This is a genomic window from Variovorax sp. RKNM96, from assembly GCF_017161115.1.
Lineage (GTDB): Bacteria > Pseudomonadota > Gammaproteobacteria > Burkholderiales > Burkholderiaceae_C > Variovorax.
The window spans coordinates 831,601-848,071 of the sequence record NZ_CP046508.1; the positions used below are offsets into that span (position 1 = coordinate 831,601).

General features: G+C 69.5%; 15 protein-coding genes. 5 read left to right on the top strand and 10 right to left on the bottom strand.

Annotated features, from left to right (window positions below; genetic code table 11):
* Positions 1–4: 4 nt before the first annotated feature.
* Complete coding sequence (gene pgaA, locus GNX71_RS03775) at positions 5–2,536, bottom strand: poly-beta-1,6 N-acetyl-D-glucosamine export porin PgaA (RefSeq protein WP_206177085.1); 2,532 nt, start codon at positions 2,534–2,536, stop codon at positions 5–7.
* A 357-nt stretch (positions 2,537–2,893) separates the two neighbouring features.
* On the opposite strand from pgaA, the gene GNX71_RS03780 reads away from it, so the two are divergent.
* Positions 2,894–3,721, top strand: a complete 828-nt coding sequence (locus GNX71_RS03780; RefSeq protein ID WP_206177086.1) for a creatininase family protein — start codon at positions 2,894–2,896, stop codon at positions 3,719–3,721.
* A 7-nt stretch (positions 3,722–3,728) separates the two neighbouring features.
* Here GNX71_RS03780 and GNX71_RS03785 read toward each other — a convergent pair whose 3' ends face one another.
* From GNX71_RS03785 to GNX71_RS03825, 9 genes are all read right to left on the bottom strand, one after another.
* Positions 3,729–4,703, bottom strand: a complete 975-nt coding sequence (locus tag GNX71_RS03785; protein WP_206177087.1) for a threonine dehydratase — start codon at positions 4,701–4,703, stop codon at positions 3,729–3,731.
* A gap of 17 nt (positions 4,704–4,720) precedes the next feature.
* Positions 4,721–5,353 (bottom strand): LysE family translocator, encoded by a 633-nt coding sequence (locus GNX71_RS03790; RefSeq protein WP_093441843.1) that lies wholly within the window; start codon positions 5,351–5,353, stop codon positions 4,721–4,723.
* 5 nt (positions 5,354–5,358) lie between these two features.
* Positions 5,359–6,051: a VOC family protein gene (locus GNX71_RS03795; protein WP_206177088.1), complete on the bottom strand. Its 693-nt coding sequence runs from the start codon at positions 6,049–6,051 to the stop codon at positions 5,359–5,361.
* An 11-nt stretch (positions 6,052–6,062) separates the two neighbouring features.
* The gene (locus GNX71_RS03800) at positions 6,063–6,986 is read right to left on the bottom strand and encodes a PhzF family phenazine biosynthesis protein (protein WP_206177089.1); all 924 of its coding nucleotides are present in this window, start codon (positions 6,984–6,986) and stop codon (positions 6,063–6,065) included.
* A 5-nt stretch (positions 6,987–6,991) separates the two neighbouring features.
* Entirely contained in the window at positions 6,992–7,633 is a 642-nt protein-coding gene (locus GNX71_RS03805) for a glutathione S-transferase (protein WP_206177090.1), read from the bottom strand.
* Positions 7,634–7,636: 3 nt separating this feature from the next.
* Positions 7,637–8,299, bottom strand: a complete 663-nt coding sequence (locus GNX71_RS03810) for a LysE family translocator (protein ID WP_206177091.1) — start codon at positions 8,297–8,299, stop codon at positions 7,637–7,639.
* A 13-nt stretch (positions 8,300–8,312) separates the two neighbouring features.
* Entirely contained in the window at positions 8,313–9,515 is a 1,203-nt protein-coding gene (locus GNX71_RS03815) for a PLP-dependent aminotransferase family protein (protein WP_206177092.1), read from the bottom strand.
* Between the two features lie 96 nt (positions 9,516–9,611).
* Positions 9,612–10,574 carry a DMT family transporter gene (locus GNX71_RS03820; protein ID WP_206177093.1) on the bottom strand — a complete coding sequence of 321 codons (963 nt, stop codon included), beginning with the start codon at positions 10,572–10,574 and terminating at the stop codon, positions 9,612–9,614.
* Positions 10,571–11,170: a LysE family translocator gene (locus tag GNX71_RS03825; protein ID WP_206177094.1), complete on the bottom strand. Its 600-nt coding sequence runs from the start codon at positions 11,168–11,170 to the stop codon at positions 10,571–10,573. The genes GNX71_RS03820 and GNX71_RS03825 overlap by 4 nt, the downstream gene beginning before the upstream one ends.
* A gap of 90 nt (positions 11,171–11,260) precedes the next feature.
* Between GNX71_RS03825 and GNX71_RS03830 the strand changes: the two genes are divergently transcribed.
* The 4 genes from GNX71_RS03830 to GNX71_RS03845 all read left to right on the top strand — a co-directional run bounded on the left by GNX71_RS03830 (position 11,261) and on the right by GNX71_RS03845 (position 16,471).
* Positions 11,261–12,709, top strand: a complete 1,449-nt coding sequence (locus GNX71_RS03830) for a PLP-dependent aminotransferase family protein (protein WP_206177095.1) — start codon at positions 11,261–11,263, stop codon at positions 12,707–12,709.
* Positions 12,710–12,774: 65 nt separating this feature from the next.
* Positions 12,775–13,545, top strand: coding sequence for a PhaM family polyhydroxyalkanoate granule multifunctional regulatory protein (locus tag GNX71_RS03835; RefSeq protein WP_206177096.1), 771 nt, complete (start codon positions 12,775–12,777; stop codon positions 13,543–13,545).
* Positions 13,546–13,590: 45 nt separating this feature from the next.
* Complete coding sequence (locus tag GNX71_RS03840) at positions 13,591–14,868, top strand: FIST C-terminal domain-containing protein (protein WP_206177097.1); 1,278 nt, start codon at positions 13,591–13,593, stop codon at positions 14,866–14,868.
* 193 nt (positions 14,869–15,061) lie between these two features.
* Positions 15,062–16,471, top strand: coding sequence for an RtcB family protein (locus tag GNX71_RS03845; protein WP_206177098.1), 1,410 nt, complete (start codon positions 15,062–15,064; stop codon positions 16,469–16,471).

The following is a 16,471-nucleotide window of genomic DNA, read 5'->3' on the forward strand; positions in this document are numbered from 1 at the left end:
AGCTTCACGGCAGGGGCATCGAAAGGTTCAGGAAGACGCCGCGCTGTCGTTCGCGCACGCCGTCGTAGGGATGGCTGGAGATGCTCACGCCGTAGCGCAGCGTCATGCGCGGGCCGAGGTTCCAGCGGTGCTCGTAGCGCACGCTCCAGAGCGGGCCGGTGCCGAAGCCCGCCTGCCGGTAGCCACCGCCGCTGACTTCGACCGCCTGGAAGAACTGGCGCTCGTCGCTCTTCCAGTTGAGCCATTGCGCGCGCACCGCAAGCTGCGCGGTCGCGTCGCTGGACGGGCTGAAGTACGCCACGTCCTGCGCGCGGCTGCGGCTGGCGTCGACGCCCAGGCGCGTTTCCAGCTGGAAGCGCGGCGTGCTGATCCAGCGCTCCTGCCAGGTGAAGTCCACGCCGTTTCGCAGGTTGCCGTCGCTGAAGTCCAGCTGCTTCCACCCGAGGTCGAAGCGGCGCGATTCGTTCACCACGTAGCCCACGCTGGCGCCGGCTTCGCGCGCGCCGACGCCCGTGACCTTCGCCTTCCACGGCAGCTCCTTGCTGTCGCCGTCGTAGGTGGCCGAGAGGCGCCAGGCGTCGCCTGCGCGGTAGTCCACACGGCCGGCGACGCTGGTGCGGTAGGGCCCGCCGTTGCCGCGCTGCACCTCGCCTTCGGCGAGCCAGCGGCCGCGTTCCCAGCGCAGGCCCAGGCCCGCGCGTGCGCGGTTCGCGTCGCCGATGGACGTGTCGCCGTGGCCCAGGGACTGGTCGTAGAAGACGCGCCACTGGTCGTCGATGAGGCCCGAGCTGAGCCGGCTGTCGACGCGCCATTCGCGGCTCGCGAGGGCGCTGCCGCCGGTCGATGCGCCGGCTTCGACCTCGAGCAGCGGGCCGGTGATGGCGCGGCGCTTGCGCGCGAGGTTGCGCACCTCGGCGTCGTCGCCCGCATCGGCCTCGAGCGATTCGGCGCGCCGGCGCGCTTCGGCGAATTCGCTCGCGTCCAGCAGGGCTTCGACATGGCCGGCGCGCGCGCTGATGTCGAAGGGCGCGTCGGCGGCCTGCGCCTCGAAGCGCGCGACGGCAGCCTCGGGGTGTTCGCGCAACCGTTCGGTGAGTCCGGCGCCGTAGGCGTAGCCGGCGTTCAGCGGGGCTTCGCCGGTCAGCGTCGCGAAGCTTTTTTGGGCGAGCGCGGGCTTGTCGCCGTAGAGCGCCAGCAGGCCGCGCATGCCGTTCACGTCGGTGTACTGGCTGTTGGGCCGCCGGGTTTCCGGCGCGAGCCGCAGGTAGGCGGGCGTGGCGTCTTCGATGCGCTTGAGCAGGGCCTCGGCCTCCTCGAAACGGCCGGTGTCCTGGTAGGCATAGACCAGCCCGAAATGGCTGTCGGCGGGCATCTGCAGCGCGGGGCCGGCCTTGGCGATGGCGGCTTCGTACAGCGGCACCGCATCGACCGAGCGGCGCTCCTGCGCGAAGGCGCGAGCGGCGGCTGCAAGGCCGTAAGACGGCACGTCGGTGCCGGCGGCCTGCAGCGTGCCGTAGAGCGCGATGGCGTCGGCCGGGCGTCCACGCTCGACCAGCGCGAGCAGGCGGTCCGACAGGAGGCGAACGCGCACCGCGTGCCATTCCGGCGCATCGGCGGGCGGGGCGGCAGCGGCCGCCGCATCGAGCCGGCCCAGCGCGACCTCCTGGTCGGCCAGCACGCGGTCCAGGGCGACCACGCGCGCGGGGCCCAGCCGTTCGTCGCGCTCCTTGGTGGCCCAGCGCAGCCGCTGTCCCAGCGCCCGCTGTTGCAGCGTGGACAGCGCGAGGGCCGAAAAGGCGCCCGGCTTCGCGCGCTCGGCCGCTTCGGCGTCTTCGAACGCGGACGATTCGGCGCCGCTGTCGGCCAGCAGGAAGTCGGTCTCCCGGCGCAGATCGGACCGTTCGGGCCTGAGCGTGCTGGCTTCCGAGTAGGCGGACATCGCCTGCAGCGTGTCGCCGCCCGCCCGTGCCACGGCCCCACGCAGCTCCAGCAGCGCGACACGGTCGGCCAATTCGGTCGGCATGGGTTGCGCGAGTTCGCGGTACAGCGTCTCTGCGCCGGCGATGTCGCCGCTGTCCAGGCGCCAGAAGGCCTCATGGATGCGGGGCTCGCGCGCTGCGGGTTGCCTTGCGCGCCAGACGGCGATGGTTTCACCCTGCAATGCGAGGTCCCTGGTCCGCCGTGCCGCAACGGCCAGCGGACCCAGTGCGTAGTCACGCAACTGGCCGGGCGGGAACTGCCTGCCCAGCGCCACGGCTTCGGCGAACCGGCCGTCGTCGGCCGCGATGGCGATGGCATCGGAGGCCAGGCGACGCCGCGCGGCGTCGTCCAGCGCGCCCTGCGGGAGAGCGAGCCAGTCCTTCAACTGCTGCAGCGCCTGTGCGGACGCGATGCGGCCGGCGCGCCGCTCGGCGATCAATGCGTCGTGCTGCCGCGGGTCGTAGGCCACCGCACTGCGCTCGGCGGCGGGCGGCGGGTTCGTGACGGCGGATTGCGCATGCGCCTGGGACACGCCCAGGGCCAGCATGCAGACCATCGGTGGCAGGCCCCGCGTGATGCAAGCGAGGTATAGCGACAACGAACGGACGAGCGCTGTCTTGCGCCCAGCCGTGACCGTGTCCCCATCTTTTGGGTGGATTGACACTCTGCTCCCTGTGACTTCGCCCCCTGTGCAACCTCTTGTGCCGTCACAGGGGAAAACTTTCCAAACCGTTGAAAACTCGGCGGAAAAGTTCTTAAAAAACGACTCTAGTTGAAGCAGTCAGCTAATAGTGAACAATTGTCAACACAGATGCTGAAATGTGAACTAAAGCTCGGTTTGGCCATTGGCTTCGGGTAAGTTGTATGCGGGTGCAACTTGGGCGTGGCAAGGCGCCAGCCTAAGATCGCCCGAATGAACGCACTACCGGTCCCCTTGCCCCGCTTCTGGTCCCAGCTCACCACGCGCGACTTCGCATCGCTCGATGCGGCGGCCACCGTGGCGGTGCTGCCGCTGGGCGCCACCGAGCAGCACGGGCCGCACCTGCCGCTGGGCGTGGACACGGTACTGGCCGACGGCATCGTGGCCGCATCGCTGCCGCTGCTGCCGGCCGACCTGCCGGTGCTGTTCCTGCCGACCCAGCAGATCGGCCTGAGCCCCGAGCACGCGCGCTTCGCGGGCACGCTCACGCTGTCGGCCGAGACCCTGATCCGCATGTGGAACGACATCGGCGCGGGCGTGGCGCGCGCCGGGGTGAAGAAGCTGGTGCTCTTCAATGCGCACGGCGGCCATGTGGGCGCGATGGACATCGTGGCGCGCGAGCTGCGCGCGGCGCACGGGCTCATCGTCTACAGCGTGAGCTGGTTCAACCTGCCGATGGGCGACGCGGGTGCGCAGTTCAGCGCCGGGGAGCACCGCTTCGGCGTGCACGCGGGCGAGATCGAGACCTCGATGATGCTGGCGCTGACCCCGCAACTTGTGCGCATGGACGAGGCGAAGGATTTCCGATCGACTTCGGAGCAGCGCGCCGCCGACTACGCGATCCTCGGCAACGGCAAGAGCGCCAAGCTCGGCTGGGCGATGGAGGACTACAACGCGCAGGGCGCGGCCGGCAACGCGGCCGCGGCGACGGCGGTGAAGGGGCAGGCGGTCGTCGATGCGGCCGCGCAGCAACTGGCGCTGCTGCTGGCAGAGGTGTCGCGCCTGCCGCTGGACACGGCCAACACCCAGCCGCTTCCCTGATCCGTCTTCAGGAAGAAGCGCTGCGCGCGAGCACCCCGGCGAACATGTCGGAATCGACATTCCCGCCGCTCACGCTGACGCCCACCGTTTTCCCGCGCCAGCGCTCCTGCTGCTGAAGCGCGCCGGCCAATGCGGCGGCCCCGGCGCCTTCGGCCACGTTGTGCGTGTCGCTGAAAAGGATGCGCATCGCCTCGGCCACCTCGTCGTCGGTGACGGTGATCACATCGTCGGCTTCGCGCAGGATCACCTCGACCGATTCGGGCACCGGCACGCGGCAGGCCATGCCGTCGGCCAGTCGCGTGCTGACCGGCGACTCGACGGCCTTGCCCGCGCGGAAGGAATCGCGGTACGCCGTGGCGTGCGCCGACACCACGCCGATGATCTTTGTAGCCACGCCGCAATGCGCGCGCGCCACGGCCGCGCCGGCAAAGCCGGAGCCCAGGCCGATGGGCACGAACAGCACGTCGGGCGGTGCGTCCTTCAATGCGCTGAAGAACTCGACATACGCGGTCGATACGCCCCGCACCAGCTCGCGATGGAACGACGGCACCCGGTGCAGCGCGTCACGCTCCGCCAGCAGGGCCGCGTGTTCCGACGCCGCCTGGAAGTCGTCGCCATGCTCGACCAGCGTGACGCCGAGCGCGCGCATCGCGGCGTTCTTCTCCTGCGAATTGCCGTGCGGCACCACGATGGTCGCGCCCAGCCCGTGCCGCCGCGCCGCGAAGCCGAGCGACTGGCCGTGGTTGCCGCGCGTCGCGCTGATCACGTGGCGCACTTCGGGCTGTTCGCGCGCGAGGGTCTCGAAGTAGGTCAGGCCGCCGCGGATCTTGAAGGCGCCGACCGGCGTGTGGTTCTCGTGCTTGGCCCAGAGCGTTGCGCCCAGGCGCTGCGACAGCAGCGGCCAGGTGTATTGCGGGGTCGGCGGCATCGCCGCATGCACGGTGCGTTGCGCGGCTTCGATCTCTTCGCGGGTGAATTTCACTGGCGTCCTTTTCTTGTCTATTTGCGTTCTGTCAGGGCGACCCGCACCGCCAGCGCGGCCAGCACGCTGCCCATCACGTAGCGCTGCGCACGCAACCAGCCGGCGCTTTGCGACAGCACCGCGGTGATGCTCGCGGCGCCGAAGATCATCACCGTGTTGACCGCCGCGCTCGTCGCCATCTGCGCCATGCCCAGCTGCATGCTCTGCAGCAGCACCGAGCCGCGCTCGGGGTGGATGAACTGCGGAAAGAACGACAGGTAGAACATCGCCACCTTCGGGTTCAGCAGGTTCGTGAGAAAGCCCATGCGGAACAGCTTGCCCGGCGGATCGGCCGGCAGCGCGCGCGCCTCGAAGGGCGCATTGCCGCCGGGCCGCACCGCTTGCCACGCGAGCCACAGCAGGTAGGCCGCGCCGGCGATGCGGATCGCATCGAACGCGAGCGGCACCGCCAGCAGCAGCGCGGTGAGCCCGAGCGCCGCGGCGAACAGGTGCACCAGGAAGGCCATCAGCACGCCGCCCAGCGAGATCATTCCCGCGCGGCGGCCCTGGATCAGCGTGCGCGAGACGCAATAGATCATGTTCGGGCCCGGCGTGAGCGCCAGCAGCAGCGAGGCGAGGGCGAACCAGGCGATCTCGGTCAGGGTCAGCATGATGGTCAGAGTCCTTTGGATTCGAGCGTGACGGGGCCGCGCGGCGTGTCGAACACCGCAACGAGGTTCGGCGGGCCGGCGTCCACCTTCAGGGCGCCCATGCCGATGGCCGAGAGCGCGGCGGCAAGCGCAGGCGCGCGCGGATGCGCGACATGCAGCGAACGCAGCGCCAGGCCCGAGGCGGGCATGGCATCGGTCGGGTGCACCGGCCCCCACTGGATCAGCGTCGGCAGCGCGCCGTAGAACAGGCGCTGACCATCGTCGCGCACCGTGATCTGCCATTCGAGCCGGCCGGCCGGCGTGTCGCGCGAGGCTTCGAGCAGTTGGCCGCGGTCGATGTGCGCGTGCTCCTCGTGGGCCAGCGCGCGGATTGCGGTGGCGGCATCGGGCACGCGCGCCACGAAGTGGATGAGCCGCGGACCGTGCTGCGCCAGACCCGCCTGCAGCGCCGCATCGTCCAGGTCGAACCAGCGGCGCGTGTCGGGCCGCGACGGTTCCTTGCCGGGCTCGATCGCGATGATTTCCGCATAGACACGTGGATACGCATCGCTCGCCACGTTCAGCAGCCGGTTGTGCGTGCCCATCAGCGGATGCGCGCCGCCCGGCCCGGGCGTGACGCCGAGCGTTGCTTCGCACCACGCCACACCCTCGGCCAGCGAAGCGGCGGCGATCACCAAGTGGTCGAGTTCGGCGTGCATGGCAAAGACTCTCAGAGCGTGACGTTGCCGTCCACGCAGGTCACGGCGTCGCCGCCGACCCAGATCTTTCCTTCGGCGTCGCGCTCGATGTACACGCGGCCCGCGCGGCCGAGGCACTGGCCCTGCGCGGCGAGATAGCGCTCGGGCATGTGGCCGTCGGCGATCAGCCATTCGGCCAAGCTCGCGTTCAGGCTGCCGGTGACCGGGTCTTCCTGCACGCCGATCGGCTCGGCGAAGGCGCGCACTTCGAGATCGATCCTCGCGCCGTCGTCGTACTCGGCGGCCTTGCGGTTGCCGAAGGCGCGGGCCTCGCGGTTCGAGCGGCCGATCAGCGGCGAGATGTCGACCGCCGCGGGCACGCCCGCCACGCCGGCCTTCACGCCCAGTTCCTTGAGCATGCGGTGGTCGGGCTGCAGCGCCAGCACCGCGTCGGCATCCTCGACCAGCAGGCCGAACCAGACCGGGCCGTTGTCCAGCACCTGCGCCGCAATGATCTGCTGCGCCTTCAGGCCGAGCGCGCCGGCCACCTTGGCCAGCAGCGCGGGGCTCGGCGCGCTGCGCTTGAGCGGCGGCGCGGCAAAGGCCAGCCGGTCGCCGTCGCGGCGCAGCGGCACGAGGCCCGCGCCGCATTGCTGCACCACGCGGCCGGCCACCTTGGGCTTGCCGCCGGCCTCGAGCCACGCATGGCAGGTGCCGATGGTCGGGTGGCCTGCAAAGGGCAGCTCGCCGCCGGGCGTGAAGATGCGCACGCGGTAGTCGGCCGTCGGTTCGGTCGGAGGCAAAAGAAAGGTGGTCTCGGACAGGTTGGTCCACTGCGCGAAGCGCTGCATCGTCGCGTCGTCCAGACCCGCCGCGTCGATGACCACGGCGAGCGGATTGCCGCGGTAGGCCGTGGCGGTGAAGACGTCGACTTGCTTGAAGGGGCGGGATTTCATCGGATTCATTCGAGGGATTGATCGAGCACGCCGCGCGTGCCCGGGCGGGAGAGGAGATCGGCGTACCAGCGCTCGACATTCGGCCAACTGGGCCGGTGGTATTCGGCGGCGGGCAGCCCGAACCAGCGGTGCGCTTCGCAGCCGATGGGGATGTCGGCCATCGTGAAGCGGTCGCCGCCCATGTAGGCGCGCTGTGCGAGGTGCGCATCGAGCATCGCGAACAGCGCTTCGCTCTCGCGCACCGAGGCCTCGATCAATGCCGGCTGGCGCTCCGAAGGCGGCGTGCGCACCCACTGGATGAAGGCGTCGCGGCTCGCGCGGTTGAGCGTGGTCTGCTGCCAGTCCATCCAGCGCTCGGCGTCGAAGCGTGCGGGCAGCTCGCTCGGGTAGAAGGTGCCGTGCGAATGCTTCGCGCACAGGTAGCGCACGATCACGTTCGACTCCCAGAGCGTCACGCGCTCGGCGCCTTCGCCGTCGTCGATGGTGGGCACCATCGCATTCGGATTGAGCGCGAGGTATTCGGGCGTCTGCACCACGCCGAACTTGCCGCCGGCCTCGGTGCGCTGGAAATCGAGCCCGAGCTCCTGCGCGCACCACACCACCTTGCGGACGTTGATCGAGCTGATGCGGCCCCAGATATTGAGCATGGTTCAGTGTCCTTGTGCGGGAAGTGCGGCCACGGAGGCGGCGGGTCGGTCGAGCATCAGCAGGCGGATGGCCAGGCCGATCATCACCAGCGCGAGCAGGGTCCGTTGGAATTTTTCGGCGCCGGGCCGGCGCTGCAGCCAGCGCCCGACCTGTCCGCTGCAGGCGCCCAACAGCGTGTTGAAGGCGAGCGCGGCCACCGACAGCACCACGCCCAGTTGCACCAGCTGCAGCGCCACGCTGCCGCGCGCCGGATCGACGAACTGCGGCAGGAACACCATGAAGAACAGCAGCGCCTTCGGATTGACGAGGTTGTTCAGGAGCGCCATGCGCACGATGCGGCCGAACCCGGCGGGCTGGGCCTGCGCATCCATGCGAAGGCCGCCATGGCGCAGGGCCTGCACCGCGAGCCACACCAGGTACAGCGCGCCCGCATAGCGCAGCACGTCGAACGACGGCGGCCATGCGGCCACGAGCGCGGTAACGCCGGTCGCCGCGAAGAGCGTGTGCACCAGGTCGGCTGCCGAGATGCCGATCGCCGCCGCGAACCCGCCGCGCGGACCGTGTGCCACGCCATGCGAGAGCACGAAGGCCATGTTCGGCCCGGGCGAGAGGAACAGCGCCAGCACGGCGAGCAGGAAGAGCGAGAGCGTCGCGATGCCGATCATCGTTCCCGTCCCCTCACACCGATGCGGGCGCGAGCTTGTGCTCGCCGAGCAGCGCCAGCTCTTCGCGCAGCGTGAGCGCCAGCGCCGCGATGGCGGTGTCGATCTCTTCCACGCTGGCCGTCACGAACGACAGGCGCAGCGTGCGCGGATCGCCCAGCCCCGCGTAGAACGGCGCGCCGGGCACGAAGGCCACGTTGCGCTCGACGGCCTTGGGCAGCAGCTTCACGGTGTCGATGCCCTCGGGCAGGCGCGCCCACAGGAACATGCCGCCCTTGGGCGCGTTGAACTTCACGTCCAGGCCCGCCATCTCGCGGGTGAGCGCGGCGATCATCGCGTCGCGCTGGCGCTTGTAGAGCGCGCGGATCGTGGGCACGTGGCGGTCGAGGAAACCGTCCTTCATCACGGCCGACACCATGCGCTGCGTGAAGATCGGCGTGTGCAGGTCGACGGCCTGCTTGGCCTGCAGCAGCTTCGGGTAGATGGCCTTCGGCGCGACCAGGAAGCCCAGGCGCAGGCCCGGCGCCAGCACCTTCGAGAACGAACCCAGGTAGATGCAGCCTTCGGGATTGCGCGCGGTCAGCGGCAGCGGCGGGGCTTCGTCGAACCAGAGTTCGCCGTAGGGGTTGTCTTCGATGATCGGGAGGCCCGCCTCGGCGGCAGCGGCCGAGACGGCGGCGCGGCGCTCTTCCGTCATGGTGCGGCCCGTCGGGTTCTGGAAGTTGGGCAGCAGGTAGACGAAGCGTGCGTCCTTCGCCTTGGCCACGAGGTCCTCGACGATCACGCCGTCTTCATCGCTCGCCACGCTCATCGGGTTCGGCTCCATCGGGCCGAAGGCCTGCAGCGCGCCGAGGTAGGTAGGCGTCTCGACCAGCACCTTGCTGCCCGGATCGATCAGCACCTTGGCCACGAGATCGAGACCCTGCTGCGAGCCGGTGGTGATGAGCACCTGCGCAGGATCGACATTCCACGGCAGCATGTCGGCCACGGCCTGGCGCAACGGGGCGTAGCCCTCGCTCGCGGCGTACTGCAGCGCGGCCTGGCCGTCGTTGTGCAGCACTTCGGCGCAGGCATCGGCAAAAGCCTGGATCGGGAAGGTCTTGGGCGAGGGCAGGCCACCGGCCAGGCTGATGATGCCGGGGCGTTCGGTGACCTTGAGGATTTCACGCAGCACCGACGGGTTCATCTTGGCGGCGCGGGCGGCGAGTTTCCAGTTCATGGTGGTTCTTCTTTCAAGCGGGTGAGGTGAGATTCGATGGCAGGTCGCCAAGGGATGCAACAGGGATTTTGTTGCAGCCGGCGCGAAGGGGCGGGGTCATCGGCTTCTTCCGGCCGCGCCCGCGGGGAGCGGCGCTGCGGCGGGCGCGGCCGGTGGCTGCGACAGGCGCTTGCCGATGACCACGGTGGCGACCACGGCGATGGCAAAGCCGAGCGTCACCACATCGAGCGGTTCGCCCAGGATGGGGATCGACGCGAGGATCGACAGGAAGGGCTGCAGCAGCTGCGTCTGGCTCACGCGCAGCGCGCCGCCGAGGGCGAGGCCCCGGTACCAGGCGAAGAAGCCGATCCACATCGAGAACATGCCCACGTAGACAAAGCCCAGCCACGACGCCGTGGCGATCGGCTGCGTTGGCCACAGCGCCAGCGTGGCCGGCAGCGTGAAGGGCAGCCCCATCACGCAGACCCAGCAGATCACCCGCTCGGCACCCAGCGACGGCGTGACCTGCGCGCCGTAGATGTAGCCGAACGATGCGGCGATGACCGCGCCCACCAGCAGCAGGTCGGCCCATTCGAAGCCGAAGCCATGGCCGCTCTGGCTCGCGCGCAGCACCGAGAACACCACCACCAGCAGGCTGCCCGCGATGGCGCAGAGCCAGAAGCCGAGTCGCGCGCGCTGGTGCAGCACCCATGCCGCGACGGCGGCCGTGACCAGCGGCAGCAGCGCCGTCACCACCGCCGCATGGCTGGCCGTCACCACTCGCAATGCATACGCCAGCAGCAGCGGAAAGCCGATGCAGTTGCCCAGCACCGCGATGCCCAGCGGCTTCCACTGGTGCGCGGCCGGCCGCGGCGAGCGCGTGACGAGCAGGAAGATGGCAGACAGCACACCCGCCAGCGCCGCGCGCCCGAGCGTCACGAACCACGGCGAGAGCTGCGGTGCATCTTGCGAGCCGGTGGCCAGCCGCGTCATCGGCAGCGTGATGGCGAACATGGCGACGCCGATCACGCCGAGCCACATGCCCAGCGTTTCGTCCTTGATGTCGAGCTTGCGGCTCATACGCTCACCATCCACCACGCCGTGAGCACCAGCACCAGGCCCATTGCGCGGTTGAACCACAGGAGGCGCTTGCCCTTGGCGAGCCAGTCGCGCAGCAGCGCGCCGACCAGCGCATAGGCGAAGTTGCTGGTGAAGGCATAGAACAGCATCACCGGCGCGACGATGGCGAAGCGCGAGAGCGCATCGGGCTGGCCGGCGATCCACCCGGCCACCAGCGTGAGCGCGAGCAGCCAGGCCTTGATGTTGACGAACTGCAGCATCACGCCCTGGCCGAAACCGACGTTGAGCCTGGCGCCATCGGCCTTGCCCAGCGTGCCGCTGCCGCTGAGCTTCCAGGCCAGCCACAGCAGGTAGCCGATGCCCAGCGCCTTGATCGCCAGGCGCAGCGGCGGCACCGCCACCACCAGCGCGCCGAGGCCGGCCGCGCAGATCGCCAGCAGCAGCGTCCAGCCGATCGGCACCGCGACCACGAAGCGCATCGCGCGCGGCAGGCCGCCGTTGGCCGCCAGGGCGGTGGAAAGCGTGGTGTTGGGACCGGGCGAAAAACTCATCGCCGTGGCCAGCACCAGCAGCGCGGTGAATTCTTGCCAGTTCATGACACAGACTCTAAACTTGAGACCATTACAGTTCCAGTACAGATGGCCGGACAAACAGGGCATCTGTATTGGTGAAGCCATCGACACAGCATGCTGACACGAACCTCCACCCAGTCGTTGACCGGCCAGCTGGCCGACCGCTTGGCCGAGCGCATCCGCACCCGGCTGCTGCCGCCCGGCGCCCGGCTGCCCTCGGTGCGCGAATGCGCGCGGCAGCAGGGCGTGAGCCCGTACACGGTGGTCGCCGCGTATGACCAGCTGCTCGCGCAGGGGCTTGTCGAGGCCCGCCGCCAGCGCGGTTTCTACGTGCGCGATTCGGCGCAACAGATGCAGGACGGCCGTTCGGGCAAGGCCCCCGACGCCGTCGGCGTGAGCGACATGCCGGCGGCGATGGCCGTGCAGATGATGGCCTCGCGTGTACCGGCCGACGCGAGTTCGCTGATCCGCAGCATGTTCCACCGCCCGAGCGACAAGCCGCAGCCCGGCATGGGCGTGTTCCCGCCGGACTGGATGTCGTCCACCTTCATCCCTACGGCCGTGCGGCGCATGACCAGTACAGCGGTGCTGCAGGAACTGTCGCTCCAGTACGGCGAGCCCTCCGGTGACATGAGCCTGCGCCGCAGCCTCTCGCAGAAGCTGGTGGGCATCAACGTGCCGGCCGCGCCCGACCAGATCATCACCACCATCGGCGCCACCCATGCGCTGGACATCGTGAGCCGCACGCTGCTGCGCCCGGGCGATCCGGTGATGGTCGAGGAGCCCGGCTGGGCGCTCGAATTCGCGCGGCTCGAGGCGCTGGGCATGCGCATCCTGCCGGTGCCGCGCCGCGCCGACGGGCCCGACCTGGAGGTGATGGCGCAGTACTGCGTGCTGCACAAGCCCAAGCTCTTCGTGAGCGTGAGCGTGCTGCACAACCCGACGGGCTACAGCCTCACGCCTGGCAGTGCGCACCGGGTGCTCAAGCTGGCGAACGAGCACGACTTCCACATCGTCGAGGACGACACCTACAGCCATCTCGCGCCCGAGCACGCCACGCGGCTGAGCGCGCTCGACGGGCTGCAGCGCACCGTCTACGTGAGCGGCTTCGCCAAGATCATCGCGCCCAACTGGCGCATCGGCTTCCTGGCCGCGTCGCCCGCGCTGAAGGAGCGCCTGCTGGAGACCAAGCTCCTGGCCACGCTGACCTCGCCCACGCTGTTCGAGCGGGCGTTGTCGTGGTGCATCGACCAGGGCCAGCTGCGCCGGCATGCGGACCGCATACGCATCCGGCTCGACGGCGCGCGCGGGCGGGCGGTGAAGCTCGCGATGTCGCACGGCTGCACCTTCGCCTCGGAGCCGGCGGGGCTCTTCGGCTGGGTCGACACGGGCGTCGATACCGATGCGCTGACCCAGCGCATGCTCGACCAGGGCTACCTGCTGGCGCCGGGCTCGCTGTTCCATGCGCGCCGGCCGCCGAGCACCATGATGCGGATCAATTTCGCGACCTCGCAGGATGCAACCTTCTGGAAGGTTTTCAGCAAGGTCAGAAGCGAGCTTTGAGGCCGGACGCGGGAGGCTTGGAGTAAGCTGGCAGCACAAGAAAACCCAGCCAGGAGACCTCCCGCATGACCAACGCCAGCCAACCCTTCAACTTCAGCCAGTTCGTCCCCGGATTCGACTTCCTGAAGAACCTGGCCGGGGGCGCCGCAGCGGGCACCGGCGCCGCATCGTCGGTGCCGGGCATCCCGAGCCTGGCGAGCTGGGTAGCGCCCACGCTGAGCGTGGAGGAGGTCGACAAGCGCATCCAGGAACTCAAGACCGTGCAGTACTGGCTCGAGCAGAACGGCCATGCGCTCAAGGCGACGATCCAGGCGCTCGAGGTGCAGAAGATGACGCTCTCGACCCTGCGCGGCATGAACGTGCGGATGGAAGACCTGGCGAGCGTGTTCACCAAGCAGGCCGCGGCCGCCACTGCCGCGCCCGCACCGTCGCCCTTTGCAGCCGCCGCACCTGCTCCGGAGCCCGAGCCGGTCGAGGAAGAAGACGAAGCCGAGATCGAGGAAGAAGAAGCACCCGCGTCCAGGAAAAAGCCGCGCGGCAAGTCCGCCTCGGGCAAGTCGGCCTCAGCCGAAGGCGTGGTCGATCCGATGCAATGGTGGGGCTCGCTGACCGAGCAGTTCCAGCAGATCGCGAGCACGGCGCTGCAGGACGCGGCGCAGCTCAAGGTCCCTGCCATGGCCCAGCCGCTGGCCGATGCGGTCGGCAAGGTGATGGGCAAGACGACGGCTGCCGCCAGGAAGCCCGCTGCCAAAACCGCGGCAAAGAAGGTGGCAACGCCCGCCGCGAAGAAAAAGACGTCGACCGCCGCGCGCAAGCGAACCACCGGCCGCCGCTGACGTCCTACACATTCCACTTTTGAAGAGAACGGGTTGGCACGCATCATGAAGTTGTTTCCCACTGGTCATGCCACCCATCCGCAATGGCGCATGGCGGCCGGCCTCGTGCTGGCCCAGTTGCGCGCACAGATGGCCCTGCCTGACTACGCGTCGTCGCCGACGCTCGGGCTGCTCTACATCACCGACCACTACGCGGCGGAGGCGCAGGAGATCCTCGATCACCTGAGCGCCGAGCTGCCCGAGGTGACCGACTGGTCGGGCACGGTCGGCATCGGCGTCTCGGCCAACAACGCCGAATATTTCGACGAACCGGGCATGAGCCTCATGCTCTGCGCGCTGCCCAGTGACCAGTACCGCGTGTTCTCGGGCGTGGCGCCGCTGAGCAATTCGGAGATGAGCGGGTTCGAGGCGCACACCGCGCTCGTCCACGCGGACCCCGCGACGCCCGACCTCACCGAGCTGATCGGCGAGATGGCCGGCCGCGTCGACACCGGCTATCTCTTCGGCGGACTCTCGTCGGGCCGCGGCGGCGCGCTGCAGTTCGCGGTCGGTGGCAACGGCAACATCCGCGGCCATGGCGCGGCGGGTGGCGTGTTCTCGGGCGGCCTGTCGGGCGTGGTGTTCGGCGAAGGCGTGCGGCTGGTGTCGCGCGTCACGCAGGGCTGCCAGCCGCTGCGCTCGGGCGTGCGCGAGCGCGAGATCACCGAGGCCGACGGCAACCTCCTGCTCAAGCTCGACGGCGAGCCCGCACTCGACGTGCTGCTGGCCGACCTGCAGGTGTCGCTCGACCGCCCGCAGGAGGCCATCGACGCGGTGCGCAACACGCTGGTCGGTTTGGCCGATGCGGGCAGCGACGGCGTGCGCCGCACCGGCGACCTGGGCGCCGACGTGCTGGTGCGCCACATCATCGGCCTGGACCCGACGCGCCGCGGCATCGCGATCGCCGACACGGCCGAGGCCGGCATGCGGCTGACCTTCTGCCGCCGCAATGCGCAGGCTGCGCGGGCCGACCTGATGCGTATCTGCGCGGAGATTCGTGAAGAGCTGGAGCCGGAAGAGCAGACGCTGGCTACCGCCCGCGCCGTGGCCGCCGGCGAAGCGGAGGCTGCGCCGCACCCCGCGCGCCGTATCGCGGGCGCGGTGTACGTGAGCTGCTCGGGGCGCGGCGGGCCGCACTTCGGCGCACCGGGCGCCGAGCTGCAGATCGTGCGCCATGCGCTGGGCGATGTGCCGCTGGTCGGCTTCTTCGCCGCGGGCGAGATCGCCCGGCATCACCTGTATGGCTACACCGGCGTGTTGACGGTGTTCACCAGCAAGGACTGACGGGCGAAAAAACGACGGCCGGGTTTTCGATCGCGACGGCCGTCGCTAGAATCCGCCCGCTTTCTTGAATCTCTGCTGCTGCAAGAAAGAGTGATCCGTGCGCCCCGAGGCGCGCGGTCGATCTCTTTCGCCTCGCCACGCAACGCTGGCCGGGGCTGGAAACCGACACGGTTTCCCCAATGGAACAGCAGCCATGAGCAGCAATCATTTTTCGAGACTCCAGCGCGCCTTTTCGCGCGCCGGCATCGCCGTCGACTATCGCGACGGCGTCTATCACCTGCACAACGAGGTTTCACAGGCGACGGTGCTTCTGCCGCAAAGCCTGCCGCTGGAAGAGAAGGCGGTGAACCAGTTGCTGGCCTTTGCCAGCGTCCGCTCGCCCGATGGCGAGAAGGGCGTCTGCAAGGCCTGCGCGACGCCCGATTTCCATCCGGGCTCCGTGGCGCCGGTCGGGAGCGTCGTGGCGACCGATGCGGACTTCGTCATTCCCGCGGCGGTGGGCACCGACATCAACTGCGGCATGCGCCTCCTGACCACCGGCCTCACCCTGGACCAGGTGGCGCCGCACAAGACACGGCTCATCGAACGCCTCACCCGGAGCCTGCTCGACAACGGCCGCGACGTGCCCGTGCACACGACGGCCTTCAAGGCGCTGTTCGATGTGGGACCGGCCGCATTTCTGGATGCCGTTCAGGGCGAGGGGCTCTGGTCGTCCTGCGACCGCGACCGGCTGCAGTCGGAGATCGACCGCTGCATCGGCCTTGCGAGTTTCGGCGGCAATGCGCGGCATGCACCGCAGGCCTACGTCGGCGCGCGCCACGAAGTTTTTCGAGACCCATGCCTCGGCACACCGGGCAGCGGAAACCACTTCGTGGAGCTGCAGGTGGTCGACAAGGTGATGGACCGGCACGCCGCCTACCGCGCCGGCCTCAAGGCCGACGAAGTGGTGGTGATGATTCACAGCGGTTCGCGCGACATCGGCTTCTACGTCGGTGGGCGCTGGATGGACCGCGCGAAGGCCGAATGGCCGCAGGGCCTGCGCCATCCACGCAGCGGCCTGTATGGGCTGTCTGGTCCGCTGGCCGGGGAGTACCTGGAGGCGATGGGCGTGGCGGCCCGCTATGCCTGGGCCAACCGTGTCGTGCTGGCCGAGCTGGTGCGCAAGGACATGGCGGAGTTGCTGGGCGCGACGGGCTCGAAGCTCGTGGTCGACGTGCCGCACAACGTGGTGCTGCGCGAGCGCGGGATGAACATCCATCGCAAGGGCGCAACGCCGGCCCACGAAGGAGACCTGGCATTGATTCCGGGTTCGATGGGCGATCACTCGTACCTGGCGACCGGCCTGGGTCATGAGGACTGGTTGTGGTCGTGCAGCCATGGCGCCGGCCGCCGGATGCGGCGCCAGGAAGTGCGTGCCTTGCGCGGTGCCGCGAACCAGGACGAGAACGCCAGCTGGCAATGCGTGACCCTGCGCGAGGAGCGCAGGATCGAGGAGGCGCCGCAGGCCTACAAGCCCATCGGCGCGGTGATCGACGCACAGGAAAGCGCGGGCCTGATCCGTTGCGCCGTGCGGCTGAAACCCTGGATCACCTTCAAGGCGTGA